Here is a 25,057-nt window from a genome sequence, read left to right on the forward strand (position 1 = left end):
TACGCGCTGTCGTCCGGGCGCGTGGTCGCACGGCCGGTGGGTCAGGCTCCGACGGACTCCCAGAAGTGGCCGACGATCCCGTCCAGATACACGCGCCCCTCGTCGCCCGTGGTCCCCGATGCGCCCCAGCTGCTGACCGCCGCCATCCGGGCGTGGTACTCCGTGTGCAGCCGCTGGAGCACGGACTCCACGGTCCGCCTGGGCAGCGGCACCGTCCGCACCACCGGCTTCACGTACGCCTGCCAGCGGGTGGTGACCGCGTCGCGCAGCAGTTCGGCGAGGCGCTCGTCGCCGCCGGTCGCGGTGATCAGGGCGCGCGGGCCGAGGCCGAGGACCTCCGCGAGGGCGGCCGTCTGGCGTTCGGTGCCGCGCCAGCGCCCCTCGTCCTCCATCCGCCGGTACGCGGAGGCCGCGAGCCCCACCTGCCGCGCCAGTTCCTCGGGGGCGAGGCCGCGCGCCACCCGGTGCTCGCGCAGGGTGGAGGCGGTGGCGATCAGCTCGGCGGGGGAGCACCACAGGACGCCCGCGAGGGCCGTGAGCTCCTGCTCGGTGGGGACCGCCCGGCCGCGTTCCCAGGCGAGGACGGTCTCGGGGGTGGCGAAGACGCCGTACTGCGCCCGCAGGCCGTACGCGACGTGGCCGTGGGCCATGCCGAGGCCCTCGCGCAGGCGGCGGGCGGCCGGGGCGTCGAAGGGTGGGGAGGGCTGGTGCACGCGGCCACCGTAGGTGCGGAGGGTGACGGGTGGCTACGGTGCGTTCACCCAAGGCCATGGGTCGTAGGAACGTGTGAACCGCCCGGTAACACCGTTTCCCCTGTTCAGTGACCGCGCGCCGGTCCCTCCAGCCAGCGGTACTGGAGCTCGGGCCGTCCGATCTGCCCGTACTGGGGCGCCCGCACGGCCCGGCCCTCGGTGACGAGGTGCTCCAGGTAGCGGCGCGCGGTGATCCGGGAGATCCCGACGGCCGCCCCCGCCTCGGCGGCGGTGAGTCCGTCCGCGGCGGCCCTGAGGGTGCGGGTGACCGCCTCCAGGGTGGGGGCGCTCAGGCCCTTGGGGAGCGCGGCGGGGTGCGGGGCCCGCAGGGCGGCGAGGGCCCGGTCCACCTCGTCCTGCCCGGAGGCCTCCCCGGCGGCGGCCCGGAACTCGGCGTACCGCACGAGCCGGTCCCTGAGGGTCGCGAAGGCGAAGGGCTTGAGCACGTACTGGACGACCCCCAGGGAGACGCCCTCCCGCACGACCGCCAGGTCCCGGGCGGAGGTCACCGCGATGACGTCGGCGGTGTGCCCGGCGGCGCGCAGCGCGCGCAGCAGCTGGAGGCCGTGGCCGTCGGGCAGGTACAGGTCGAGCAGGATCAGGTCGACCCGCGTCCGGTCGAGCACCCGCACGGCGGCGGCCCGCGAGTGCGCGACCCCGACGACGGCGAACCCCTCGACGCGCCCGGCGTAGAGCGCGTGCGCGTCGGCGGCCACGGGGTCGTCCTCGACGACCAGGACCCGGAGGGGAGCGGCGCTCATGACACCACCTCCGCCCCGGAGGCGCCGACGGTCTTGTCCGTACGGGGGGATCCGGCCGTACGGGAGGGCCCGGCCGCCCCCGGGGCGCCGCCCGCGTCCGAAGCGCCCCCCTCCCGTGGCGCGGGCACCGGCCCCCGTACCGGCTCCGCCTCCGGAGCCCCCCGCAGCGGCAGCCGTACCGTGAACTCCGCCCCGCCCTCCGTCCCGTCCGCGAGGGCCAGCGTGCCCGAGGCGCGGGAGACCGCCTGGCGGACCAGGGCCAGGCCCAGGCCGCGGCCCGGGCCCCGGGTGGACCAGCCGCGTCCGAGGACCGCGTCCCGGTCGGCCGGGCGGACGCCGGGGCCGCTGTCCCCGACCCGGAGCAACAGCTCGCCGTCCCCCGCGCGGGCCGCGACCGTGACCGTCACGCGCGCGTGCGGGGTGCCGCCCGCCGCCTCCACCGCGTTGTCGATCAGGTTGCCGAGGATCGTCACCAGGTCCCGGGCGGGCAGGGCCGACGGCACCCGCCCGTCGTCGATGCGGCTGTCCTCGGTGAGGACCAGCTCCACGCCCCGCTCGTTGGCCTGCGCCGCCTTGCCGAGCAGCAGCGCGGCGAGGACGGGCTCGCCGACCGCGTCCACGACCCGGTCGGTGAGCGCCTGGGCCAGCTCCAGTTCCGCCGTCGCGAACTCCACCGCCTCCGCCACCCGGCCCAGCTCGATGAGCGAGACGACCGTGTGCAGCCGGTTCGCCGCCTCGTGCGCCTGCGAGCGCAGCGCCTCCGTGAAGCCCCGCTCGGAGTCCAGCTCGCCCGACAGGGCCTGGAGCTCCGTGCGGTCCCGCAGGGTGACGACGGTCCCGCGCCGCTCCCCGCCCACCACCGGGCGGGTGCTGACGACGAGGACCCGGTCGTCCGTCAGGTGCGTCTCGTCCACGCGCGGCTCCGAGGAGAGCAGCGCGCCCGTCAGCGGCGCGGGCAGGCCGAGCTCCGCCGCCGGGCGGCCCACCACCCCCTCGTCCAGGCCGAGCAGCTCCCGCGCCCCGTCGTTGATCAGGGCGATCCGCCGCCGCCCGTCGAGCATCACGAGCCCCTCCCGCACGGCGTGCAGCGCGGCCTCGTGGTAGTCGTGCATCCGGCTCAGCTCGGTCGCGTTCATGCCGTGGGTGTGGCGGCGCAGGCGCGCGTTCACGACGTACGTCCCCGCCCCGCCGAGCGCGAGCGCCGCGCCCGCCATGCCGAGCAGGGCGGTCACCTGCTCCCGTACCTGCGCGCTGATCCGCTCGATCGTGATGCCCGCGCTGACCAGCGCGACGACCCGCCCGTCGGCGTCGAAGACGGGCGCGATCGTCCGCACGGAGGGCCCGAGGACCCCGAGGTGCGTCTCGGAGTGGATCCGCCCCCGCCGGGCCTCCTCGATGTGGCCGAGGTACGTGCGGCCGATCTGGTCCGGCTCCGGATGCGTCCAGCGGGTGCCGTCCGGGGCCATGATCACCACGAAGGCGACGTCCGCGTGGCGGCGCAGCGACTCCGCGTACGGCTGGAGCGCCGCCGATGGGTCGGCCGAGCGCGCGGCGGTGGCCACGGACGGCGAGTCGGCGACGGCCGCGGCGGTGGCCGTGGACTGGCGCCGCGCGGTCTCCTCGGCCTGCGCCCGGTCCGTGAGGTAAGCGAAGACCGCGCACCCCGCCACCACGACGGCCACGAGCACGACCTGCATCGCGAAGAGCTGGCCGGCCAGGCTGCGGGGACGGGGGAGGCGGAGGCGCATGCGGGTAAGTGTGCACGCCCGGGACCGCGCGGCGGCGTCGCGGCCCGGCCCCCTTCCGCGACCGGTGTCGTTTCGGCCGTGAACGAAACGTACGCAACCGTGACCCGGGTCACAGGCTGGTGGATAGTCGCGGAGGTCCACCGGGACGCGGACGCCCGGGGGACACCCACCAGCACGAGGAGGACCCCCGTGGCCGCACGCCGGGACCGTACCCACTATCTGTATCTGGCCGTCATCGGCGCCGTCCTGCTCGGCATCGCGGTCGGCTTCCTGGCGCCGGGCTTCGCCGTCGAGCTCAAGCCGCTCGGCACCGGCTTCGTCAACCTGATCAAGATGATGATCTCCCCGATCATCTTCTGCACGATCGTGCTCGGCGTCGGCTCGGTCCGGAAGGCCGCGAAGGTCGGCGCCGTCGGCGGCCTCGCCCTCGGCTACTTCCTGCTCATGTCGACGGTGGCGCTCGCGATCGGCCTGCTCGTCGGCAACCTCCTGGAGCCCGGCTCCGGCCTCCACCTCACCAAGGAGCTGGCCGAGGCCGGCGCCAAGCAGGCGGAGGGCGCGAGCGAGTCCACGCCGGACTTCCTCCTCGGGATCATCCCCACCACCCTCGTCTCCGCCTTCACCGAGGGCGAGGTCCTCCAGACCCTCCTGGTCGCCCTCCTCGCGGGCTTCGCGCTCCAGGCGATGGGCGCGGCCGGCGAGCCGGTCCTGCGCGGCATCGGGCACATCCAGCGGCTGGTCTTCCGCATCCTCGCCATGATCATGTGGGCCGCCCCCGTCGGCGCGTTCGGCGCGATCGCGGCCGTCGTCGGCGCGACCGGCGTGGACGCCCTGAAGTCCCTCGCCGTCATCATGATCGGCTTCTACCTGACCTGCGGACTCTTCGTCTTCGTCGTGCTCGGCGCGATCCTGCGGCTGGTCGCCGGGATCAGCATCTGGACCCTCCTGAAATACCTGGGCCGCGAGTTCCTGCTGATCCTCTCCACCTCCTCCTCCGAGTCGGCGCTGCCGCGCCTCATCGCGAAGATGGAGCACCTGGGCGTCTCCAAGCCGGTCGTCGGCATCACCGTGCCGACCGGCTACTCCTTCAACCTCGACGGCACCGCGATCTACCTCACGATGGCCTCGCTCTTCGTCGCCGAGGCGATGGGCGACCCGCTGTCGCTCGGCGAGCAGGTCTCCCTCCTCGTCTTCATGATCATCGCCTCGAAGGGCGCGGCGGGCGTCACCGGCGCGGGCCTCGCCACCCTGGCGGGCGGCCTCCAGTCGCACCGGCCCGAACTGGTCGACGGGGTGGGCCTGATCGTCGGCATCGACCGCTTCATGAGCGAGGCGCGCGCCCTCACCAACTTCGCCGGCAACGCCGTCGCCACCGTCCTCGTCGGCACCTGGACCAAGGAGATCGACAAGGCGCGGGTGGCCGAGGTCCTCGCCGGCCGCGTCCCCTTCGACGAGAAGACCCTCGTCGACGACCACGCCCCGACGACCCCGGTCCCGGACCAGCGGGCGGACGGGGAGGGCGAGAAGACGCCCGCGGCGGTCTGACCGGCCTCCGTCCTCTCCCCGCTCCCGCGAAGAACCTCCGGGTCCCGGGCCTTGAGCCGGATCCGGGCCCCGGGTACGGGAGGTCCCCGGCCGCCACGAGCGGCCGGGGACCTCCCGTTCACCCCCGCACCGCCGCCAGCTCCGTCAGCTCCTCCTCCGTCAGGACGAGCCCGGCCGCGGCCGCCGAGTCCCGGGCCGTCTCCGGGCGGCTCGCCCCCGGGATCGGCAGGACGGTCTCCGAGAGCGACAGCAGCCAGGCGAGCGCCACCCGCTGCGGGCCGACCCCGCGCGCCCGCGCCACCCGGTGGAACGCCCCGAACTCCGGGTCCTCCTCCAGGGCGGACGCCCCGTCCAGGGAGCTGCGCGAGATCCCGCCCAGCGGGCTCCACGGCAGGAAGGCGAGGCCCAGCTCCGCGCAGAGGCGCAGCTCCGCCCCGCCGTCCCGGACGGCGGGCGAGTACCGGTTCTGCACGGAGACGAGCCGGTCGCCCAGGACCTCCCGGGCCAGCAGGATCCGCTCCGCGTCCACGTTCGAGACCCCGGCGAGCCGGACCGTGCCCGCGTCCAGCAACTCCCGTACCGCGCCGAGCGATTCGGCGTACGGGACGGCCGGGTCCGGCTTGTGCAGCTGGTACAGGCCGATCGCGCCGCCCCCGAGCCGCCGGGCCGAGGCCTCCGCCGCCCGTCGCAGGTGCTCCGGCCGGCCGTTCACGGTCCAGCCGCCGTCGGCCGTCCGCCCCCGCCCGCCCTTCGTCGCCACCAGCACCCCGTCCGTACGGCCTCCGTACGAGGCCAGGGCCCGGGCCACGAGCAGCTCGCCCTCGCCGGGCTCGCCGCCCGGCGGGTGGTAGGAGTCGGCGGTGTCGAGCAGGGTCGTGCCCGCGTCCAGGGCCGCGTGGACCGTGGCGACGGCCCGCGCCCCGTCGGGCCGCCCCTCGATGGAGAGCGGCATCGTGCCCAGCCCGACGGCCCCGACCCGCACGTCCCCCAGCATCCGGAAGGACGTCACCGCACCGCCCCGGAGGCCCCGCCGGTCCCGACCGCTTCGGAGACGGCCCGCGCGAGCCACTCCGAGGTGTGCGTGAAGGAGTAACCGAGCTCCGTGGCGCGCGAGTTGTCCATCGGGTAGGAGCGGGCGAAGGAGAACGGCGAGACCTCCCCGGCCCCGGTCTCCCCGGCCCCGGCCTCCACCTCCCCGGCCTTCCCGGCCCCGGTTTCCGCGGCCCCGGCCCCCACCTCCCGGAACACCGTCCGGCCGCCCACCTGCCGCTCGATCTCCGCGCAGAGGTCGGCGGTGTGCAGCGGGCCGTGGGAGTGCGCGTTCACCGGCCCGGTGAAGTCCGCCTCCACGGCCCAGGCGAGGAACGCGGCGATCTCCTCCACGTACACGTAGGTCGCCGGACGGTTCACCGACGGGACCGCGATCGGCTCGCCGTCCCGGACGCGCCGCACGTAGTGGTCGAGCCGACCGGTGAAGTCGTCGTCGCCGCCGAGGACGTGCGCCACCCGGACCGAGGCCCAGGCGAACGGCGTCCCGGCCGCGAACACCGCCTCGGCCTGCCGCTTGCCCTCCCCGTAGTGCGCGTCGCGGAACTCCGGGTCGTCCCAGGCCGCGCCCGTGTCGACGGCGACCGACGCCAGGTCGAGGGCGGTCTCCGGGAGCGGTACGGGCGAGTCCTCGTCCCCGTACACCTCCACCGTCGACGTCATCACGTAGCGCCGGACGCGTCCCGCGAAGACCCGCCGGGCGGTCTCCGCCTGGCGCGGGGTGTAGCAGACCTGGTCGAGGACGACGTCGAAGGAGCGGCCCGCGAGCACGGATTCCAGGGCGGCCTCGTCGTCGCGGTCGGCCACGAGGTGCCCGATCCCGCCGGAAGGCCCGCCGGGAACTCCGGAGGAACCCCGGTTGAGCACCGTGACGCGGTGCCCGGATTCGCGCAGGAGGGCGATGACCCGCTTGCCGAAATAACGGCTCCCGCCGATGACCAGAACGTCCATGAATTCCAACTCCCTTTCCCTCGGGGACAAGTGTTACGTTGGGCGTTCGCCGTCTGAAGGGGGAAACATGGGTCTCCAGGCCGTCGCGCCGAAGGAACCACGGCGTTCGCGGACCGTCGCCGACGAAACCTCGGTGGGCCCTCGTGCGCCCTTCGACGCCATCGACCGGCAGATCCTGGACCTCCTCCAGACCGACGGCCGGATCAAGCTGAGCGAGCTCGGCCGCCGCGTCCGGCTCAGCCCGGCGGCGGTCACCGAGCGGGTCCGCCGCCTGGAGGAGGGCGGCGCGGTCACCGGCTACGGGGCCAGGGTCTCCCCGGCCCGCCTCGGCTACGGCCTCCAGGCCTTCATCCGCGTGAACCCGCACGGCGGCTACACCCTCAAACACCCCCGCACCCTCGAACTGACCGCCCGCCCCGAGGTCCTGGAGGTCCACCACGTGGTGGGCGAGGACTGCTGGATCCTCAAGGTCGCCGTCACCGACACCGCCCACCTCGAAGAGGTCCTGGAGCAGACCTCGATCCTCGGCCGCACCACGACCTCGATCGTGCTCTCGTCCCCGGTGGAGGGGAAACCGCTGCTGCCGCCGGACCGGGAACACGCTTGACGCCCACCGGGGCGTGCGGTTGGAACGGGGGACTCACGTCGCGTGCCGGTCCGCGAGCGAGGGCCTGGGCGCGCACACGGCCCCCGACCTCACCGTGGAGCTGCGGCGGCACTGCGTCGCCTTCTGCGCCGCCACGGCCGTCCACCACGGCGGCGAGGACGCCGGCCTCTTCCCGTGCCTCGCCCGGGTCGAGGAGACCGGGCCGCGGGAGCTGCGCGGCGAGTTCGAACGCCTCCGGAGCGGGCTGGAGGCCCACTTCGCGTACGAGGAGGCCGGGGTCGTCCCGCTGCTGCGGGCAGCCGACCGACCCCTCCCGGGGTGAGGCCCTTGCCTTGACGCCGACGTCAGGGCCTACGGTCGGCGCATGCGCATCGGAGAGCTGGCCGAGCGGGCCGGGACCACCCCGCGGACCCTGCGGTACTACGAGTCCCGGGGCCTCCTGACCGCCCGGCGTACGGACCGGGGGCACCGCACGTACGACGAGGACGACCTGCGGCTCCTCCAGCAGATCAGGACCCTTCAGGACTTCGGGTTCGAGCTGGAGGAGACGCGGCCGTTCGTCGACTGCCTGCGCGCGGGGCACCCGGCGGGCGACGCGTGCCCCGCGTCGATCGCCGTCTACCGGCGGAAGGTCGCCGAGCTGGACGGCCTGATCGAACAGCTCCGGGCGGTACGCGCCCAGGTGGGCGCCCAGCTCCTCCGGGCCGAGGCGGAGCTGCCGCACGGCCCGGAGCCCCGGTGCGAACTGGCCGTGGAGGAAACGGCCGTGGAGACCGACACGGAGGAGGAAGAGGGATGACGACGTACGCGGAAGGCGTGGACGAGGTCACGGACGCGGACTTCGGGACGGAGGTGCTGGGTTCCGGGCTGCCGGTCCTGGTGCAGTTCACCGCCGAGTGGTGCGGGCCGTGCCGGCAGCTGAAGCCGGTGCTCGGCGCGCTCGCCCGGGAGGAGGCCGCACGCCTCCGGATCGTCGAGATCGACGTGGACCGCAACCCGGAGACCACGGTGCGGTACGGGGTCCTCGCCACCCCGACCCTCATGGTCTTCCAGGCCGGCGAGCCCGTGAAGTCCCTGGTCGGCGCCCGGCCGAAGCGCCGCCTCCTGGAGGAACTGGAGGACGTGCTCGGCTCCTGAGCCACCCTCGGGGTTCCTGGATCCGGCCGGGCGGGGCCCCGGAGCACTCCTGGATCCGGCCGGGAGAGGGCCCCGGGGCCCTGTGCCAGACTCGGGCGGCATGAATCATGATCACGACATGACCGGCCTGACCGTCGGGGACCGTGACCCCGAGCTGGCGAAGCTCCTCGACCGGGGGCTCGACGCGTACAACTTCGCGGCCACTGGGACCAGCCTCAAGGACCAGAGCGAGTTCTCGGTGAAGGCCGTCGACCCGGCGACCGGCGAGGTCGTCGGCGGGATCACCGCCTGGACCTGGGCCGGACTGCTCGGCATCGGAATGCTCTGGGTCCACGAGGAGCACCGCCGCGACGGCTGGGGCGGCAGGCTCCTGCGCGCCGCCGAGGCGGAGGCCCGCCGCCGCGGCTGCGACCGGGCCACCGTCTCCTCCTTCACCTTCCAGGCCCCGGACTTCTACCGGCGGCACGGCTACGTGGAGACCGGCCGCACCCTCGGCATCCCGGGCGGCGCCGAGGACGTCCACTTCCACAAGGCGCTGACCGGGGGCCCCGGGACCCCGGCGTAGGGGACGGCTCTTCACGGGCCGGGCGTCGGGGTGCCCGTACGGGTCACGGCGCCGTCGTGGCCGTTCGAGGGCCGGGGCGCCGCGCGCCGGTGACGACGAGCGAGACGTTCTGCCCGCCGAAGCCGAAGGAGTTGCTGAGCACGGCCTCCTGGGGGGCGTCCCGCCGCTCCGTGACGACGTCGAGGCCGATGTCGGGACCGACGCCGGCCGCGGCGAGGTTGCGGGTCGGCGGGACGACACCGTGCTCCACGCTGAGGACGGCGACGAGCGCCTCGATCGCGCCGGCCGCGCCGAAGAGGTGGCCGAGTGCCGCCTTGGGGGCGGTCACGGTGGCGCGGCCGAAGACCTTCCCGATCGCGCGCGCCTCGGCGACGTCGCCGACCTCGGTTCCGGTGGCGTGGGCGTTGACGTGGGCGATCCGCTCCGGAGCCAGACCGGCTTGCGCGAGCGCCTTGCGCATGGCCGCGATCTGGCCGGAGCCGTCGGCGGCGGGCGCGGTGATGTGGTGGGCGTCGGCGGCGATGCCGGCGCCCGCGAGCACCGCGCGGACGTGCGCGCCCCGGGCGGCGGCGTGTTCGGCGCTTTCGAGCACCACGACGGCCGCGCCCTCGCCGAGGACGAATCCGCTGCGGTCCGCGGCGAACGGCCGGGACGCCGAGGCGGGTTCGGCGGTGTACCGGGACAGCGCCTGCGCCTGGACGAAGCCGGCGACGGTGATCGGGGTGATCGCGGCCTCGGTCCCGCCCGCGATGACCACGTCCGCCTCGCCCGCGCGGATGAGCCGGGCCCCCAGGGCGATCGCCTCGGCACCGGAGGAGCACGCCGAGACGGGGGTGTAGACGCCGGCCCGCGCGCCGTACTCGATGCTGATCAGGGCCGCCGCCGCGTTGGGCATGAGCATCGGGACCGTGCGGGGCGAGACGCGCCGTGCTCCGGCCGTCTCCAGCACGTCGTCCTCCCTCAGCAGGGTCTGTACGCCCCCGATGCCCGTGCCGATCGCGGACGCGAGCCGGTCCGGGTCCACCCGCGGGGCACCGGCGTCGGCCCAGGCCTCGGCCGCCGCGACGAGGGCCGCCTGCTGCGAGCGGTCGAGCCGCCTGGCCCGCACCGGCGACAGGGAATCGGCCGGGTCGGCCGCCATCGTCCCCGCGACGACGTCGGGAAGGCCGACGTCCTCGTGGCCGGGCAGGACACCGCCGCGGATGCCGGACTCGCCGGCGAGCAGGGCGTTCCAGGTGGACTCCACGTCCCCGCCGAGCGGTGTGATCGCGCCGAGTCCGGTCACGACGACCTCGGTCCGGTGCATGCCCCTCACCTTTCTTGTATGCGATACAAGCGAACGAGGTCTTGTTGTATCACATACAATTCGGATGTGGAGAAGAAGCGAACCGAAGCCGGGGCGACCCCGGCCCGCCCGGCGCCGGCCCGATCGCGCGACCGGGGGCGCGCGACGAGGCGCCGGCTGATCGAGGCGACCGCGCGGCTCTGCGGGGAGCGGACCGGCGCCGAGCCGAGCGTCGTGGAGATCGCGAACGCGGCGGGCGTCTTCCCCAACCAGGTCACCTACCACTTCGGGTCCAAGGACGCGCTGCTCGTGCACGCCGCCTTCCTCGGCCTGCTGCACGACGCCCGGCGGATCGAGCGCATCGGCCGGCAGGCCCCCGACGCGGCGGCCTTCCGGCGCAACGTCGCCCGCGCCGTCCTGGCCATGCCCTCGCTCCCGTCGGTCGCGCGGGCGCTCGCCGCGGGGATCTCCAGGCCCGAGCTCGCCCCCGTGGTCGACCGGCACCTCCAGCTGCTGTTCCGGCAGTCCGAGCGCTTCGCGGGCCGGCTCGTCGACGGTCGCGGCTGGGGGACCCACCGACCGCTCGGCGTCGAGGTCAGGACGTTCTGGAGCACCGCGCTCGGCGCGGTGCTGCTCGTCCGCGCCGGAGCGCACGGCACCGTCGCCGACCTCGACCTCGCCGGAGCGCTGACGGTCCACGACGGCCCCGGGCGCGACCGGGGCGTGTCCGGCGCGGAATGAGCCGGGGCCCGGCCCGGAATTCTCGCGCTGTCGGGACATATGAAGCCGTCAGGGCATACAGAAATACCCCGACTAGAATTGACAGTCGGGGTATCGCATCACGTATATTCGTGGATTCCGTGTCTACGCACAGCGGTACACGGAGAATTTCACTAAACGCACTGTATCGCGCCGGGAGTCGAATTGTCAACCGAGCAATTTCGGAATGAACAACAATTCATCACCGATCTCTACACACGGCTCGACGACCTGAGGGACCGGGCCGAGGCCGCCGTCGACCGCGCCCTGCGCACCCCCGGCACCGGCAGCAACCAGGGCCGGCTCGAACGGGACGTGCTGGTCGCCGAGCGGTCCGGGCTGCTCGCCGCGCTCAACGCGGGGGAGAGTGGCCTCTGCTTCGGCCGGCTCGTCTTCCGCGACGGCCGCGACCACCACATCGGCCGGCTCGGCATCCGCGAGGACGACCCGAACCGCACCCCCCTCGTCGTCGACTGGCGCGCCGAGGTCGCCCGCCCCTTCTACCTCGCCACCGGGTACGAGCCGATGGGCCTCTCCCGCCGCCGCCACATCAGCACCACCGGCCGCACGGTCACCGCCCTCCACGACGAGGTCCTCGACCTCGCCGACGCCACCCGCACCGGCCACGAGGGCCGGGACGCCGACGAGGTGCTGCTCGCCTCGCTCGACGCCGCCCGCACCGGCCGCATGCACGACATCGTGCAGACCATCCAGGCCGAGCAGGACGCCATCATCCGCTCCCCGCACCGCGGCGTCCTCGTCGTCGAGGGCGGCCCCGGCACCGGCAAGACCGCCGTCGCCCTGCACCGCGCCGCGTACCTCCTCTACGCCCACCGCGAGCAGCTCGCCCGCCGGGCCGTCCTCATCGTCGGCCCCAACCCCGCCTTCCTCGGCTACATCGGCAACGTGCTGCCCTCCCTCGGCGAGACCGGCGTCCTCCTCGCCACCCCCGCCGAGCTCTTCCCCGGCGTCCGAGCCACCGGCACCGACACCCCGCGCGCCGCCGCCGTCAAGGGCTCCGCCGCCATGGCCGACGCCCTCGCCGCCGCCGTACGGGACCGCCAGCGGGTCCCCGAGCGCGGCGAGCCGCTGGTCGTCCCGCACGAGGACGGCGACCTGGTCGTCGACTGGGACATGGCCCTGGAGGCCCGCCACAAGGCCCGCGAGACCGCCCTCCCGCACAACCTCGCCCGCCCCTACTTCGTCTTCCGGATCCTCGACGCCCTCGCCGAGCAGCTCGCCGACCGCATCGGCGCCGACCCCTACGGCGGCCCCAACTTCCTCGGCCCCGACGACATCGCCCTGCTCGCCAAGGGCATCGCCGCCAACCCCGAGGTGTACGCGGCCCTCGACACCCTCTGGCCCGCCCTCACCCCGCAGGACCTCCTCGCCGACTACCTCACCGAGCCCACCCACCTGCCCGACGCCGACGCCGCCGCGATCCGGCGCGGGGGCGGCGCGTGGACCCCGGCCGACGTGCCCCTCCTCGACGAGGCCGCCGAACTGCTCGGCCAGGACGACTCGGCCCTCCGCGCCGCCGAGGAGGCCGAGCGGCAGAAGCGCATCCAGTACGCGCAGGGCGTCCTCGACGTCTCCTACGCCTCCCGCACCTACGAGTTCGAGGACAAGGAGGAGCAGGACAAGGACGCCTCCGAGGTCCTCTCCGCCCACGACATCATCGACGCCGAGCGGTTCGCCGAGCGCCACGAGGAGGACGACCACCGCACCGCCGCCGAGCGCGCCGCCGCCGACCGCACCTGGGCCTTCGGGCACATCATCGTCGACGAGGCCCAGGAGCTCTCCGCGATGGCCTGGCGGCTCCTGATGCGCCGCAGCCCCACCCGCTCCATGACCCTGGTCGGCGACCCGGCCCAGACCGGCGACCCGGCCGGCGTCGGCGCCTGGCGGGACATCCTCGGCCCGTATGTGGAGGACCGCTGGGACCTGGTCCGGCTCGGCGTCAACTACCGCACCCCCGCCGAGATCATGGCCGTCGCCGCCGAGGTCCGGCGCGAGACCGACCCCGGCTTCGAGCCGCCCGGCTCGGTCCGCTCCACCGGCGTCGAGCCCTGGGACCGCACGGTCGAGGACCCGGTGAAGGAGGCCGCCGACGCGGTCGCCGCCGAGCGGCGCCCCGACGGACGGCTCGCCGTGATCGCCCCGCCGGAGCTGCACCCCGCCCTGGCCGGCGCCCTCCCGGACGCCGACCACGGCCCGGCCCCCGACCTCACCCGGCCGGTGGTCCTCCTCGACCCCCGGCAGGCCAAGGGCCTGGAGTTCGACACGGTCCTCGTCGTCGACCCGGACGGCATCCGGGCCGGCGCCCCGCACGGCGTGAATGACCTGTACGTGGCGCTGACCCGGGCCACCCAGCGCCTGGGCGTGATCAGGCCCGCGTGATCACGCCCGCCGTGCCCTTCAAGCCGGCCTGAACCACACCGTCGCCAGCGGCGGCAGCGTCATCCGCACGCTGGACGGGCGCCCGTGCCACGGCACCGACTCGGTCTTCACCGGGTCGGCGCCGACCACGTCCGAGCCCCCGTACCGGCCCGCGTCCGTGTTCAGCACCTCCGTCCAGGCCGCGAAGGTGTCCGGCACCCCGAGCCGGTAGTCCTGCCGCACCACCGGCGAGAAGTTCGACACGGCGAGCAGCGGCGAGCCGAAGCCGTCGAACCGCAGGAACGCGAAGACGTTGTCGTCGGCCGCGTCCCCGACCACCCACTCGAACCCCTCCGGCGAGGTGTCCCGCTCCCACAGCGACGGCGTCGCCGTGTACACCGTGTTCAGGTCGCGGACCAGGTCCCGCACGCCCCGGTGGTCGGCCTCCGCCCCGTACGCCGGGTCGAGCAGCCACCAGTCCGGCCCCTGGTCCGCCGACCACTCCCCGCCCTGCGCGAACTCCTGGCCCATGTAGAGGAGCTGCTTGCCGGGGTGGGCCCACATGTAGCCCAGGTAGGCGCGGTGGTTGGCCCGCTGCTGCCACCAGTCGCCCGGCATCTTCGACACGAGCGACCGCTTGCCGTGCACCACCTCGTCGTGCGAGATCGGCAGGATGTAGTTCTCGCTGTACGCGTACACCATCGAGAACGTCATCTCGTCGTGGTGGTACTTCCGGTGCACCGGCTCCTTCTGCACGTACTCCAGAGAGTCGTGCATCCAGCCCATGTTCCACTTCATGCCGAAGCCGAGGCCGCCGAAGCCGCCGGGACCCACCTGGTCCGTCGCCCGCGTCACGCCGTCCCAGGCCGTGGACTCCTCCGCGAAGGTCGTGATCCCCGGGCAGCGCCGGTACACGGTCGCGTTCATCTCCTGGAGGAACGCCACCGCGTCCGGGTTCTCCCGGCCGCCGAACTCGTTCGGCACCCACTCGCCGTGCTCGCGCGAGTAGTCCAGGTAGAGCATCGAGGCGACCGCGTCCACGCGCAGGCCGTCGATGTGGAACTCCTGGCACCAGTACACGGCGTTGGCGACCAGGAAGTTCCGCACCTCCTTGCGCCCGTAGTCGAACTCCAGGGTCCCCCAGTCCGGGTGGTGCGACCGGCGCGGGTCCTCGTGCTCGTACAGCGGCCGTCCGTCGAACTCCGCGAGCGCCCAGTCGTCCTTCGGGAAGTGCGCCGGGACCCAGTCCATCAGGACCCCGATCCCCGCCCGGTGCAGCGCGTCCACCAGGTGCTTGAAGTCGTCCGGGGTGCCCATCCGGGCCGTCGGCGCGTAGAACCCGGTCACCTGGTAGCCCCACGAGCCGCCGAAGGGGTGCTCGGCGACCGGCATGAACTCCACGTGCGTGAAGCCGAGGTCGCGCACGTACGCGGGAAGCTGCTCGGCCAGCTCGCGGTAGGTCAGCCCCGGCCGCCAGGACGCCAGGTGCACCTCGTACACCGAGAGCGGGGACTCGTGCGCCGGGCGCGCGCCCCGCCGCTCCATCCACTCCCCGTCGTTCCACACGTGGTGCGACTCGGTGACGATCGACGCCGTGTTCGGCGGGCACTCGGTCCGCCGGGCCATCGGGTCCGCCCGCAGCGTGTGCGAGCCGTCGGGCCGGGCGATGTCGTACTTGTAGACCGTGCCCTCGCCGAGGCCGGGCACGAACAGCTCCCACACGCCCGTCGAGCCGAGCGAGCGCATCGGCAGGCCCGCGCCCCAGTACGTGAACTCACCGGTGAGCCGCACCCCGCGCGCGTTCGGCGCCCAGACCGCGAACCGGGTGCCGGTCACGCCCTCGTGCGTCATGATCCGGGAGCCGAGCGCCGTCCACAGCTCCTCGTGCCGGCCCTCCCCGATCAGGTGCAGGTCGAGGTCGCCCAGCGAGGGCAGGAAGCGGTACGGGTCCTGGACCTCCAGCTCGGGGCCCTCCGCGTAGCGCACCCGCAGCTCGTACGCCGGCACCTTCCGCAGCAGCGGCAGCAGCCCCGAGAAGAGGCCGTCGCCGTCGTCGTGGAGCACGACCCGGCGGCCCTTGGTGAGGACGGCGACCTCCCGGGCGAACGGGCGCAGCACCCGCACCACCACCCCGCCGCGCACCGGGTGCGCGCCGAGCACCCCGTGCGGGTCGTGGTGCTCTCCGGCGAGCAGCCGCGCCCGGTCGCCCGGGTCGAGCGGTGGCGCCTTCCGTACGGCGGGCCGCTCCGGCGCCGGCTCCTTCCGCACGGCGGGCAGGTCCGCCGCGGACGCCTTCCTGGCAGTGGCCGACGCGGGCGCCTTCTTGGCTGTGGACGTCTTTCCTGCGGATCGGGCGGTCACGGGGATGCCTCCTGGAGGACGGGAGAGGGAAAGGGGGGATCGGTGCGGAACACGCCTGTGGAACGCGCCGCGGGGACGCCGGGACACTCGGCCGAACGGGGCCGGTGGGGGTTCTCGCGGGTGGGAGGGGGCCCACAGGACGGGCCCGCTGCTCCGAACGGGGTACTCACGGGATCGCCGCCAGCCGTTCGATCGCCGCCATCGGGACCGGCAGCCAGTCCGGCCGGTGACGGGCCTCGTAGAGGACCTCGTACACCGCCTTGTCGGTCTCGTAGGCGCGCAGGAGCGCGGGGTCCGAGCGCGGGTCGGCGCCCGCCGCCTCCGCGTAGCCGGTGCAGAAGGCGGCGCGGCAGCGGGCCGCCCAGTCGGCGTTCCACGGGCGGTGGGTGCGGGCCGCGTAGTCGAAGGAGCGGAGCATCCCGGCGACGTCCCGGACCGTGGGCTGCGGGCTGCGCCGCTCGTCCAGCGGCTTCGCGGGCTCGCCCTCGAAGTCGATGACCGCCCAGGCGCCGTCGGAGCCCCGCAGGGTCTGCCCGAGGTGCAGGTCGCCGTGGATGCGCTGGAGCGCCCCCGCCCCGGCGGCCCCGCCCGCCGCCGCGAAGACGGCCCGCAGCCCCGGCACGTGCGGCAGCAGCGCGGGCACGGCCTGCGCCGCCGCGTGCAGCCGCCGGTCCATCGCGTCGGCGAGCAGCTCCGCCTCGGCCTTCCCGAGCCGCCGCGTCGGCAGCGCCCCGGCGAGCGCCAGGTGCACCTCGGCCGTGGCGCGGCCGAGCGCCCGCGCCTCGGTGGTGAACTCCCGGCCGTCGGCCAGCGCGTCGAGCGCGAGCCGCCAGCCGTCCCGGGAGTCCCGCAGATAGGGCTGGAGGACGCCGAGGGTCGCGGCCCCCGACTCGAACCAGGCGACCGGCGCGGGCACCCGGGCGCAGCTGGCCCGGCTGAGCGCCAGCGGCAGCTCCAGATCGGGGTTGGCGCCGGGGCTGACCCGGCGGAAGATCTTGAGGATGTACGCGTCCCCGTAGACCAGCGAGGAGTTGGACTGCTCGGCGTCGAGCACGCGGGGCGCGAGCGCGGCCGGCAGGGCGGTGGTGGCGTGGAAGCGCAGCGGACCGGTCCGGCCCGGGGTGCGCAGCCGCTCGTAGAGGAGCCCGGCGAGCCGCGGGTCGCGCAGCCCCTCGTAGACGGCCCGCCCGGCGAGCGGCCCCTGCCGGATCCGCCCGATCAGGGCGGGGGCGAGGCGGGGCGGGAGCTGGGTCCGTACGCCCAGGAGCAGTTGGTAGCAGTCGGAGGGCGAACCGGCCGGGCGGCCCGGCTGTTCGACCCGTACGAGCAGATGGAGGAGGCCGGGCCCCGGGCCGTCCAGAGGGAGCAGCTCGGTGGCCGTGTCCAGGGTGAATCCGGTGACCCGGCGGCCCTTGCCCGCGAACCAGCGCTGCCGTGGCAGCCATTCGTGGAGCAGGGGGGCGAGGGACGGCAGGAGGGCGTCCGGGGCCCGGGTGTCGGATGCGGTCTCCGGCATGGCATCGCGTCCTTTCCCCGGGGCGCGCAGATGGGTTTCGTATACGTTCAAATGCGCAGAGTGTCCCGGATGGCGGCTTGGACTGTCCGGATGTGCGGGACGTGTCGGAAAGGGAAGATCCGTACGGGCCCGAGAAGAAGGCCCGTATGGACCTGAATCGTGCTGTCGTTCACAGTGCCCCCGGCGGGACGGGCGAAACCGCCCCGCCGCGGACGTGGCCGAACCGTCGCGGTCTCAGGCCTTCTTGAGGCGGAACCAGTAGAACCCGTGGCCCGCGAGGGTCAGGAGGTACGGGAGTTGCCCGATGGCAGGAAACTTCACGCCACCGACCAGTTCCGTCGGGTGCAGCCCGGCGAAGGTGCGCAGGTCGAGCTCGGTCGGCTGCGCGAACCGCGAGAAGTTGTTCACGCAGAGCACGAGGTCATCGCCGTCCTCACGGAGGAACGCGAGCACCGCCGGGTTGGACGACGGCAGTTCCGTGTACGTCCCCGTGCCGAAGGCCCGGTTCTGCTTGCGGATCTCGATCATCCGCTTCGTCCAGTGCAGCAGCGACGACGGCGAGGCCATGCCGGCCTCGACGTTGGTCACCTGGTAGCCGTGGACCGGGTCCATGATGGCCGGAAGGTAGAGCCTCCCCGGGTCGCAGGAGGAGAACCCGGCGTTCCGGTCGGGCGTCCACTGCATCGGGGTGCGCACCCCGTCCCGGTCGCCCAGCCAGATGTTGTCGCCCATGCCGATCTCGTCGCCGTAGTACAGCACCGGTGAACCGGGCAGCGAGAAGAGCAGCGCGGTGAACAGCTCCATCTGGTTGCGGTCGTTGTCCAGGAGCGGGGCGAGCCGGCGCCGGATGCCGATGTTGGCCCGCATCCGCGGGTCCTTGGCGTACTCCGCGTACATGTAGTCGCGCTCTTCGTCCGTGACCATCTCGAGCGTCAGCTCGTCGTGGTTGCGCAGGAAGATGCCCCACTGGCAGCCGGAGGGGATCGCCGGGGTCTTCGCCAGGATCTCGGAGACCGGGTAGCGCGACTCGCGCCGCACGGCCATGAAGATCCGCGGCATGACCGGGAAGTGGAAGGCCATGTGGCACTCGTCGCCGCCCGACCGGAAGTCGCCGAAGTAGTCGACGACGTCCTCCGGCCACTGGTTCGCCTCGGCGAGCAGCACCGTGTCCGGGTAGTGCTCGTCGATCTCCTTGCGGACCCGCTTCAGGAAGGCGTGGGTGGCCGGGAGGTTCTCGCAGTTGGTGCCCTCCTCCTGGTAGAGGTACGGCACCGCGTCGAGCCGGAAGCCGTCGATCCCCAGGTCCAGCCAGAACTTCAGCGCGGACAGGATCTCCTTCTGCACCGCCGGGTTCTCGTAGTTGAGGTCCGGCTGGTGCGAGAAGAACCGGTGCCAGTAGTACTGCTTGCGCACCGGGTCGAAGGTCCAGTTGGAGGTCTCCGTGTCGACGAAGATGATCCGGGCGTCCGGGTACTGCTTGTCGTCGTCGGCCCAGACGTAGTAGTCACCGTACGGCCCGTCCGGATCGCGCCGCGACTCCTGGAACCACATGTGCTGGTCGCTGGTGTGGTTCATGACGAAGTCGATGACCACGCGCATGCCGCGCTGGTGGGCCGCGTCCACGAACTCCACGAAGTCGGCGAGGTCGCCGAACTCCGGGAGCACGGACGTGTAGTCGGCGACGTCGTAACCTCCGTCGCGCAGCGGGGATTTGAAGAACGGCGGCAGCCAGAGGCAGTCCACGCCCAGCCACTGGAGGTAGTCCAGCTTGGACGTGATGCCCTTCAGGTCGCCGACGCCGTCGCCGTTGCTGTCCTGGAAGGAGCGGACCAGGACCTCGTAGAAGACGGCCCGCTTGAACCACTCGGGATCGCGGTCCTTGGCGGGGGTGTCCTCGAACGTGTCGGGGACGGGCTCGTTGACAGTCATGAGGTGGGTGACCCTCCGGTCTGCGGGGACGGTCGCAGGGCCAGCACGTGCGCGGGCGTGACGCCCGGTTCCAGGCGCACGTAGTTGGACCTGCCCCAGTGATAGGTCTCGCCGGTGAGCTCGTCGCGCACCGGCGCGGTCTCGTGCCAGTCGAGGCCGAGTTCCGGCATGTTCAACGAGACCGTCGCCTCCTGGGTGTGGTGCGGGTCGAGGTTGACGACCACCAGAACGGTGTTCGAACCGGAGCGCTTGCTGTACGCGATCACCTGCGGGTTGTCCGCCTCGTGGAAGGTCAGGTTCCGCAGCCGGCGCAGCGCCGGGTGGCGGCGCCTGATCCGGTTCAGGTTCGTGATCAGCGGGGTGATCGTCCTCCCCGCGCGCTCCGCCGACTCCCAGTCACGGGGCCGCAGTTCGTACTTCTCCGAGTCGAGGTACTCCTCTCCGCCCTCCCGCAGCGGGGCGCTCTCGCACAGCTCGTACCCGGCGTACATGCCCCAGGATGGCGAGAGCGTCGCCGCGAGCACCGCCCGCGCCTCGAACGCGGGCCGGCCGCCCTTCTGGAGGTAGCCGGGCAGGATGTCGGGGGTGTTCACCCAGAAGTTCGGCCGCATCTGCGCGGCCGTCTCCCGGGACAGCTCCGTGAGGTACTCCGTCAGCTCCTCCTTGGTGTTGCGCCAGGTGAAGTACGTGTACGACTGCTGGAAGCCGATCGCGCCCAGGGTCCGCATCATCGCGGGCCGCGTGAACGCCTCCGCCAGGAAGATCACGTCCGGATCGGCCTTGTTGACCTCCCCGATCACCCGCTCCCAGAACACCACCGGCTTGGTGTGCGGGTTGTCGACGCGGAAGATCCGGATCCCGTGGTCCATCCAGTGCCGCAGCACCCGCACGGTCTCCTCGACGATCCCGTCCATGTCCCTGTCGAACGCGATCGGGTAGATGTCCTGGTACTTCTTCGGCGGGTTCTCCGCGTACGCGATCGAGCCGTCGGGGCGGTGGTGGAACCAGTCCGGGTGCTTCTCCACCCACGGGTGGTCCGGCGAGCACTGGAGCGCGAAGTCGAGCGCGACCTCCAGGCGCAGCTCCCGGGCCCGCGCCACGAAGGCGTCGAAGTCCTCGAAGGTGCCCAGGTCCGGGTGGAGCGCGTCGTGCCCGCCCTCCGGCGAACCGATCGCCCACGGCACGCCCACGTCGCTCGGCGACGCCGACAGGGAGTTGTTCGGTCCCTTGCGGTGCGTCTCGCCGATCGGGTGCACCGGCGGCAGGTACAGCACGTCGAAGCCCATCGCCGCCACCGCCGGCAGCCGCTCGGCGGCCGTCCGGAAGTTCCCCGGGACCGTGCGCCCGTCGACCGTCCGCGCGCCCTCCGAGCGCGGGAAGAACTCGTACCAGGAGCCGTACAGGGCCCGCTCGCGCTCCACCTGGAGCGGGAACTTCGGGGACGAGGTGAGCAGTTCGCGCAGCGGATGGCGGTCCAGGACCTCCACCACCCGGGGGGTGAGGGCCGCCGCGAGCCGCGCGGCGGCGGGTCGCGACGGGTCGCGCAGGGTGTCCGCCGCCGCGAGCACCGCCTCCCGGCCGCCGCCCTTCTTCGGGACGCCCTTCGCGGCCCGCTCGTACAGCTCGGCCCCCTCCGCGAGGACCAGTTCGGAGTCGATCCCGGCCGGGATCTTGATCTTCGCCGCGTGCCGCCAGGTGGCGACCGGGTCGCTCCAGGCCTCCACGGCGTACGTCCACGAGCCCTCGGCGTCCGGGGTGACCTCGGCACCCCAGCGGTCGGTGCCCGGCGCCAGTTCGCGCATCGGGATCCAGGGGCCGGGACGGCCCGACGGGCCGCGCAGCACGACGTTGGCGGCGACCGCGTCGTGACCCTCGCGGAAGACGGTCGCCGTCACCTCGAAGGTCTCTCCGGCCACCGCCTTCGCGGGGCGCCGGCCGCAGTCGACCAGTGGGCGGACGTCCAGTACGGGAATGCGTCCCATGAGCGGATTCACAGCATCACCTGACGGGTTACGGGGGTGCGGGTGGTGGTGCGCTCTTTCTAGCTCCGCCGACGGCCGGCGGGTCGGGGGCGTGCCCTCTCCCGTCCGCGTTCACCCGGACGGCCGAACCGAGGGGGTGAAAGGGGGTCAGGAACGGGCGCGTGCCGGGCGTTACCGGAGGAGCCTTCCCATGGTGCACCCTCGGGCAATCCGGCGCTTTGTTAACTACCGGGTCGTAGCAAATCGGGCCAGGACTGAAGTCGGACACGAGGCCGTCACCGCCCCTGTGGCACCGGGAGGTTGCTCCCGCACGGGCCGTCACAAGGGTTCCCGTACCCGTCGGTTCCCGTTGCTCCGATCCGGTCGGGGCTACCATCGGAGCGGCACGCCGGACACACAGCGTGGTGCGTCCGCTCCGGTCCGTACTCGCCTGCGAAGGTGGAACACGTGAAGGCAATCCGTCGATTCACCGTGCGTCCCGTCCTCCCCGACACCCTTCGACCCCTCGCCGACCTGGCGCGCAACCTGCGCTGGTCCTGGCACGAGCCCACCCGGGCCCTCTTCGACTCCCTCGCCGCCGACCCGTCCCGGCCGGGCTCCCGGGCCGGCGCCGACCCCGTCCGGGTCCTCGGCGCCCTCGAAGCCCCCCGGCTCGCCGCGCTCGCCGCCGACCAGGACTTCCTGGCCCGGCTCCGGGCCGCCGCCGATGACCTCGACGCCTATCTGCACGCCCCCCGCTGGTACCAGGAGCAGTCCGGCGACCTCCCGGCCGCCGTCGCCTACTTCTCGCCCGAGTTCGGCGTCGCCGCCGCCCTGCCCCAGTACTCCGGCGGCCTCGGCATCCTCGCCGGCGACCACCTCAAGGCCGCCAGCGACCTCGGCGTCCCCCTGATCGGCGTCGGACTGCTCTACCGGCACGGCTACTTCCGCCAGTCCCTCGGCAGGGACGGCTGGCAGCAGGAGCAGTACCCCGTCCTCGACCCCGGCGAGCTGCCCGTCACCCTGCTCCGCGAGCCCGACGGCACCCCCGCCCGCGTCACCCTCGCCCTCCCCGGCGGCCGCAGCCTGCACGCCCAGCTGTGGACCGCCCAGGTCGGCCGCGTCCCGCTGCTCATGCTCGACTCCGACGTCGAGGAGAACGCCCCCGGCGAGCGCGGCGTCACCGACCGCCTCTACGGCGGCGGCAGCGAGCACCGGCTCCTCCAGGAGATGCTGCTCGGCATCGGCGGCGTCCGCGCCGTCCGCACGTACACCCGGCTCACCGGCCACCCCGTCCCCGAGGTCTTCCACACCAACGAGGGCCACGCCGGCTTCCTCGGCCTCGAACGCATCCGTGAACTCCAGGGCGAAGGACTCGACTTCGACGGCGCCCTGGAGGCCGTCCGGGCCGGGACCGTCTTCACCACCCACACCCCCGTCGCGGCCGGCATCGACCGTTTCGACCGCACCCTGGTCGCCCGCCACCTCGGCGAGGACGGCGCCCTGCCCGGCGTCGACACCGGCCGCGTCCTCGCCCTCGGCGACGAGACCCCGCTCGGCGGCGAACCCGGCGTCTTCAACATGGCCGCCATGGGTCTGCGCCTCGCCCAGCGCGCCAACGGCGTCTCCACCCTCCACGGCGCTGTCAGCCGCGCCATGTTCGCCGGACTATGGCCGGGATTCGACCCCGAGGAAGTGCCCATCACCTCCATCACCAACGGCGTCCACGCCCCCACCTGGGTCGCCCCCGAGGTCGGCCCGCTGGGCCCCGACGCGAGCGACCGGGAGCTGTGGGACCTGCGCCGCACCCTGCGCGAGCGGCTCGTCGCCGACGTGCGGGACCGGCTGCGGGCCTCCTGGCGGCAGCGCGGCGCGGCCGCCGCCGAGCTCGGCTGGACCGACTCCGTCCTCGACCCCGACGTCCTCACCATCGGCTTCGCCCGCCGCGTCCCGTCGTACAAGCGGCTCACCCTGATGCTGCGCGACAAGGACCGGCTGCGGTCGCTGCTGCTCCACCCCGAGCGGCCCGTGCAGCTCGTCGTCGCCGGCAAGGCCCACCCCGCCGACGACGGCGGCAAGCGGCTCGTGCAGGAACTCGTCCGCTTCGCCGACGACCCCCGGGTCCGGCACCGGATCGTCTTCCTGCCCGACTACGGCATGGAGATGGCCCGCGGCCTCTACCCCGGCTGCGACGTCTGGCTCAACAACCCCCTGCGCCCCCTGGAGGCCTGTGGCACCAGCGGCATGAAGGCCGCCCTCAACGGCTGCCTCAACCTCTCCGTCCTCGACGGCTGGTGGGACGAGTGGTTCGAGCCCGACTTCGGCTGGGCCATCCCCACCGCCGACGGCGCGGCCGCCGCCGACGAGGAGCGCCGCGACGACCTGGAGGCCGCCGCCCTCTACGAGCTGATCGAGCGCCGCGTCGCCCCCCGCTTCTACGACCGGGGCGGCGACGGCGTCCCGGCCGGCTGGACGGCGATGGTCCGGCGCACCCTCACCGACCTCGGCCCCAAGGTCCTCGCCGACCGCATGGTCCGCGAGTACGTCGAGCGGCTCTACGCCCCCGCCGCCTCCGCCCGCCGGGCGCTCACCCCGGACCGGGCCCGCGAACTCGCCGCCTGGAAGGCCCGGGTCCGGGAGGCCTGGCCCCGGGTGACCGTCGACCACGTCGAGGTCGGCGACGGCCTCGCGGACGACGTGGCCGACGCGGAGCTGGGCGCCACCCCGGTCGTCCGCGTCCGGGTCGCCCTCGGCGCGCTCGGCCCCGACGACGTCGAGGTCCAGGCCGTCACCGGCCGGGTCGACGCCGACGACACCCTCACCGCATCCCGCACCGTCGCCCTCAAGCCGGCGGGCGGCCCCGACCTGGAGGGCCGCCTCCCGTACGCGGGCACCCTGGAACTCGACCGCACCGGCTCCTTCGGCTGCACCGTCCGGGTCCTGCCCACCCACCCCCTCCTCGCCCACCCCTCCGAACTGGGCCTCGCGGCCCTGCCGGAGGAGACGACAGGGGCGGGAGCGGGGGTGCTGCTGCGGTAGCGGTCCGCCGAATGCCCCGAACCGTGGTGCCCTGTTCCCAGGGCGCCACGGTTCTGGGCTCCCGCCTCCGGACGGCTTTGTCACGGTGAGCCCGTCGGGGCGGTGGTCGTGGAGGGTCCGGCGCGGACGACGGCCTGGTCCCCCCGTGGACCGAACAGGTGCAGGATCTCCACGGCGTTCGTGTCGGCGGGGCCGAACCAATGAGGCTCGGTGGTGTCGAACTCGGCCACTTCGCCGGGCCGCAGCGTGAAGTCCTTCTCCCCGAGGACGAGGCGCAGCCGACCGGCGAGGACGTAGAGCCATTCGTAGCCCTCGTGGGTGACCAGTTCCGGCCTGCGGGGTGCCAGCACCTGCTTGAAGACCTGCACCCGGCCCGGGTACTGCGTCAGGGGCACGAGGACGCTCCCGCGTTCCTTGCGCAGGGGCCGGAGGTGCACCCGGGGGTCACCGCTGGCAGGCGCGGCCACCAGCTGGTCGAGCGCGACGCGGTGCGCCCGTGCCAGGGGGATGAGCAGGTCCAGAGTGGGGCGCCGCTTGCCCGATTCCACTCGGGACAGCGTGCTGACCGAGATCCCGGTCGTGGCGGCGAGCGCCTCCAGCGTGAGCCCCCGTTCCCGGCGAAGTCGGCGCAGCCGGGGGCCGATGCCCCCGATGAGCTGCTCCAGCTCCGCGTCCCTGGCTCCTGTGTCCCCGGCTCCCGTGTCCATGGACCCAG

20 protein-coding genes are annotated in these 25,057 nt (G+C 73.7%); 9 read left to right on the plus strand and 11 right to left on the minus strand.

Annotated features, from left to right (window positions below; all coding sequences use genetic code 11):
* Window positions 1-41: 41 nt before the first annotated feature.
* From AB0398_RS03475 to AB0398_RS03485, 3 genes are all read right to left on the minus strand, one after another.
* Window positions 42-713, minus strand: coding sequence for a helix-turn-helix transcriptional regulator (locus tag AB0398_RS03475; protein WP_366372023.1), 672 nt, complete (start codon window positions 711-713; stop codon window positions 42-44).
* Between the two features lie 104 nt (window positions 714-817).
* Window positions 818-1,513, minus strand: coding sequence for a response regulator (locus AB0398_RS03480; protein WP_366372025.1), 696 nt, complete (start codon window positions 1,511-1,513; stop codon window positions 818-820).
* The gene (locus AB0398_RS03485) at window positions 1,510-3,261 is read right to left on the minus strand and encodes a sensor histidine kinase (RefSeq protein ID WP_366372027.1); all 1,752 of its coding nucleotides are present in this window, start codon (window positions 3,259-3,261) and stop codon (window positions 1,510-1,512) included. Before AB0398_RS03485 ends, AB0398_RS03480 begins: the two co-directional genes overlap by 4 nt.
* Window positions 3,262-3,450: 189 nt before the next feature.
* On the opposite strand from AB0398_RS03485, the gene AB0398_RS03490 reads away from it, so the two are divergent.
* Window positions 3,451-4,806 (plus strand): cation:dicarboxylase symporter family transporter, encoded by a 1,356-nt coding sequence (locus AB0398_RS03490; RefSeq protein ID WP_366372029.1) that lies wholly within the window; start codon window positions 3,451-3,453, stop codon window positions 4,804-4,806.
* 118 nt (window positions 4,807-4,924) lie between these two features.
* On the opposite strand, the gene AB0398_RS03495 is transcribed toward AB0398_RS03490, so the two are convergent.
* Window positions 4,925-5,800 (minus strand): aldo/keto reductase, encoded by an 876-nt coding sequence (locus tag AB0398_RS03495; protein ID WP_366372350.1) that lies wholly within the window; start codon window positions 5,798-5,800, stop codon window positions 4,925-4,927.
* An 11-nt stretch (window positions 5,801-5,811) separates the two neighbouring features.
* Complete coding sequence (locus AB0398_RS03500; RefSeq protein ID WP_366372031.1) at window positions 5,812-6,804, minus strand: NAD-dependent epimerase/dehydratase family protein; 993 nt, start codon at window positions 6,802-6,804, stop codon at window positions 5,812-5,814.
* Between the two features lie 67 nt (window positions 6,805-6,871).
* On the opposite strand from AB0398_RS03500, the gene AB0398_RS03505 reads away from it, so the two are divergent.
* The 5 genes from AB0398_RS03505 (at window position 6,872) to AB0398_RS03525 (ending at window position 9,113) form a co-directional block, all read left to right on the plus strand.
* Window positions 6,872-7,411, plus strand: coding sequence for an Lrp/AsnC family transcriptional regulator (locus tag AB0398_RS03505; RefSeq protein ID WP_366372033.1), 540 nt, complete (start codon window positions 6,872-6,874; stop codon window positions 7,409-7,411).
* A gap of 19 nt (window positions 7,412-7,430) precedes the next feature.
* The gene (locus tag AB0398_RS03510) at window positions 7,431-7,733 is read left to right on the plus strand and encodes a hypothetical protein (protein WP_366372035.1); all 303 of its coding nucleotides are present in this window, start codon (window positions 7,431-7,433) and stop codon (window positions 7,731-7,733) included.
* A gap of 42 nt (window positions 7,734-7,775) precedes the next feature.
* Window positions 7,776-8,210 (plus strand): MerR family transcriptional regulator, encoded by a 435-nt coding sequence (locus AB0398_RS03515; protein WP_366372037.1) that lies wholly within the window; start codon window positions 7,776-7,778, stop codon window positions 8,208-8,210.
* Window positions 8,207-8,548 (plus strand): thioredoxin domain-containing protein, encoded by a 342-nt coding sequence (locus AB0398_RS03520; RefSeq protein ID WP_366372039.1) that lies wholly within the window; start codon window positions 8,207-8,209, stop codon window positions 8,546-8,548. The genes AB0398_RS03515 and AB0398_RS03520 overlap by 4 nt, the downstream gene beginning before the upstream one ends.
* A 118-nt stretch (window positions 8,549-8,666) precedes the next feature.
* On the plus strand, window positions 8,667-9,113 hold the full coding sequence (locus AB0398_RS03525; RefSeq protein ID WP_366372040.1) for a GNAT family N-acetyltransferase: 447 nt from the start codon (window positions 8,667-8,669) through the stop codon (window positions 9,111-9,113).
* Window positions 9,114-9,156: 43 nt separating this feature from the next.
* Here AB0398_RS03525 and AB0398_RS03530 read toward each other — a convergent pair whose 3' ends face one another.
* Window positions 9,157-10,419 carry a beta-ketoacyl-[acyl-carrier-protein] synthase family protein gene (locus AB0398_RS03530; RefSeq protein ID WP_366372041.1) on the minus strand — a complete coding sequence of 421 codons (1,263 nt, stop codon included), beginning with the start codon at window positions 10,417-10,419 and terminating at the stop codon, window positions 9,157-9,159.
* A gap of 66 nt (window positions 10,420-10,485) precedes the next feature.
* On the opposite strand from AB0398_RS03530, the gene AB0398_RS03535 reads away from it, so the two are divergent.
* Window positions 10,486-11,139, plus strand: a complete 654-nt coding sequence (locus AB0398_RS03535; protein ID WP_366372043.1) for a TetR/AcrR family transcriptional regulator C-terminal domain-containing protein — start codon at window positions 10,486-10,488, stop codon at window positions 11,137-11,139.
* Between the two features lie 183 nt (window positions 11,140-11,322).
* Window positions 11,323-13,557 (plus strand): UvrD-helicase domain-containing protein, encoded by a 2,235-nt coding sequence (locus tag AB0398_RS03540; protein WP_366372045.1) that lies wholly within the window; start codon window positions 11,323-11,325, stop codon window positions 13,555-13,557.
* 18 nt (window positions 13,558-13,575) lie between these two features.
* On the opposite strand, the gene glgB is transcribed toward AB0398_RS03540, so the two are convergent.
* From glgB to AB0398_RS03560, 4 genes are all read right to left on the minus strand, one after another.
* Window positions 13,576-15,897 carry a 1,4-alpha-glucan branching enzyme gene (gene glgB / locus AB0398_RS03545; protein WP_366372047.1) on the minus strand — a complete coding sequence of 774 codons (2,322 nt, stop codon included), beginning with the start codon at window positions 15,895-15,897 and terminating at the stop codon, window positions 13,576-13,578.
* A 166-nt stretch (window positions 15,898-16,063) separates the two neighbouring features.
* Window positions 16,064-17,413 carry a maltokinase gene (locus AB0398_RS03550; RefSeq protein WP_366372049.1) on the minus strand — a complete coding sequence of 450 codons (1,350 nt, stop codon included), beginning with the start codon at window positions 17,411-17,413 and terminating at the stop codon, window positions 16,064-16,066.
* A 234-nt stretch (window positions 17,414-17,647) separates the two neighbouring features.
* Window positions 17,648-19,342 carry a maltose alpha-D-glucosyltransferase gene (gene treS / locus AB0398_RS03555; RefSeq protein ID WP_366372051.1) on the minus strand — a complete coding sequence of 565 codons (1,695 nt, stop codon included), beginning with the start codon at window positions 19,340-19,342 and terminating at the stop codon, window positions 17,648-17,650.
* Window positions 19,339-21,324, minus strand: coding sequence for an alpha-1,4-glucan--maltose-1-phosphate maltosyltransferase (locus AB0398_RS03560; protein ID WP_366372053.1), 1,986 nt, complete (start codon window positions 21,322-21,324; stop codon window positions 19,339-19,341). The genes treS and AB0398_RS03560 overlap by 4 nt, the downstream gene beginning before the upstream one ends.
* A 447-nt stretch (window positions 21,325-21,771) precedes the next feature.
* Here AB0398_RS03560 and glgP point away from each other — a divergent pair, with 447 nt between their 5' ends.
* Window positions 21,772-24,342, plus strand: coding sequence for an alpha-glucan family phosphorylase (gene glgP, locus AB0398_RS03565; RefSeq protein WP_366372055.1), 2,571 nt, complete (start codon window positions 21,772-21,774; stop codon window positions 24,340-24,342).
* 80 nt (window positions 24,343-24,422) lie between these two features.
* Here the strand turns inward: glgP and AB0398_RS03570 are convergent, their stop codons facing one another.
* Window positions 24,423-25,049, minus strand: a complete 627-nt coding sequence (locus AB0398_RS03570; RefSeq protein ID WP_366372057.1) for a helix-turn-helix domain-containing protein — start codon at window positions 25,047-25,049, stop codon at window positions 24,423-24,425.
* Window positions 25,050-25,057: the final 8 nt, after the last annotated feature.

The organism is Streptomyces sp. NPDC086147 (assembly GCF_040702165.1).
Classification (GTDB): Bacteria; Actinomycetota; Actinomycetes; order Streptomycetales; family Streptomycetaceae; genus Streptomyces.

Excerpts from the sequence above, each read along its gene's own strand:
- AB0398_RS03570 (WP_366372057.1), bottom strand. The coding sequence starts at position 25,049 with ATGGACACGGGAGCCGGGGACACAGGAGCCAGGGACGCGGAGCTGGAG.
- AB0398_RS03485 (WP_366372027.1), bottom strand. The coding sequence starts at position 3,261 with ATGCGCCTCCGCCTCCCCCGTCCCCGCAGCCTGGCCGGCCAGCTCTTC.
- AB0398_RS03495 (WP_366372350.1), bottom strand. The coding sequence starts at position 5,800 with ATGCTGGGGGACGTGCGGGTCGGGGCCGTCGGGCTGGGCACGATGCCG.
- treS (WP_366372051.1), bottom strand. The coding sequence starts at position 19,342 with ATGACTGTCAACGAGCCCGTCCCCGACACGTTCGAGGACACCCCCGCC.
- AB0398_RS03550 (WP_366372049.1), bottom strand. The coding sequence starts at position 17,413 with ATGCCGGAGACCGCATCCGACACCCGGGCCCCGGACGCCCTCCTGCCG.
- AB0398_RS03560 (WP_366372053.1), bottom strand. The coding sequence starts at position 21,324 with ATGGGACGCATTCCCGTACTGGACGTCCGCCCACTGGTCGACTGCGGC.
- AB0398_RS03480 (WP_366372025.1), bottom strand. The coding sequence starts at position 1,513 with ATGAGCGCCGCTCCCCTCCGGGTCCTGGTCGTCGAGGACGACCCCGTG.
- AB0398_RS03515 (WP_366372037.1), top strand. The coding sequence starts at position 7,776 with ATGCGCATCGGAGAGCTGGCCGAGCGGGCCGGGACCACCCCGCGGACC.
- AB0398_RS03505 (WP_366372033.1), top strand. The coding sequence starts at position 6,872 with ATGGGTCTCCAGGCCGTCGCGCCGAAGGAACCACGGCGTTCGCGGACC.
- AB0398_RS03500 (WP_366372031.1), bottom strand. The coding sequence starts at position 6,804 with ATGGACGTTCTGGTCATCGGCGGGAGCCGTTATTTCGGCAAGCGGGTC.
- AB0398_RS03520 (WP_366372039.1), top strand. The coding sequence starts at position 8,207 with ATGACGACGTACGCGGAAGGCGTGGACGAGGTCACGGACGCGGACTTC.
- AB0398_RS03530 (WP_366372041.1), bottom strand. The coding sequence starts at position 10,419 with ATGCACCGGACCGAGGTCGTCGTGACCGGACTCGGCGCGATCACACCG.
- AB0398_RS03525 (WP_366372040.1), top strand. The coding sequence starts at position 8,667 with ATGACCGGCCTGACCGTCGGGGACCGTGACCCCGAGCTGGCGAAGCTC.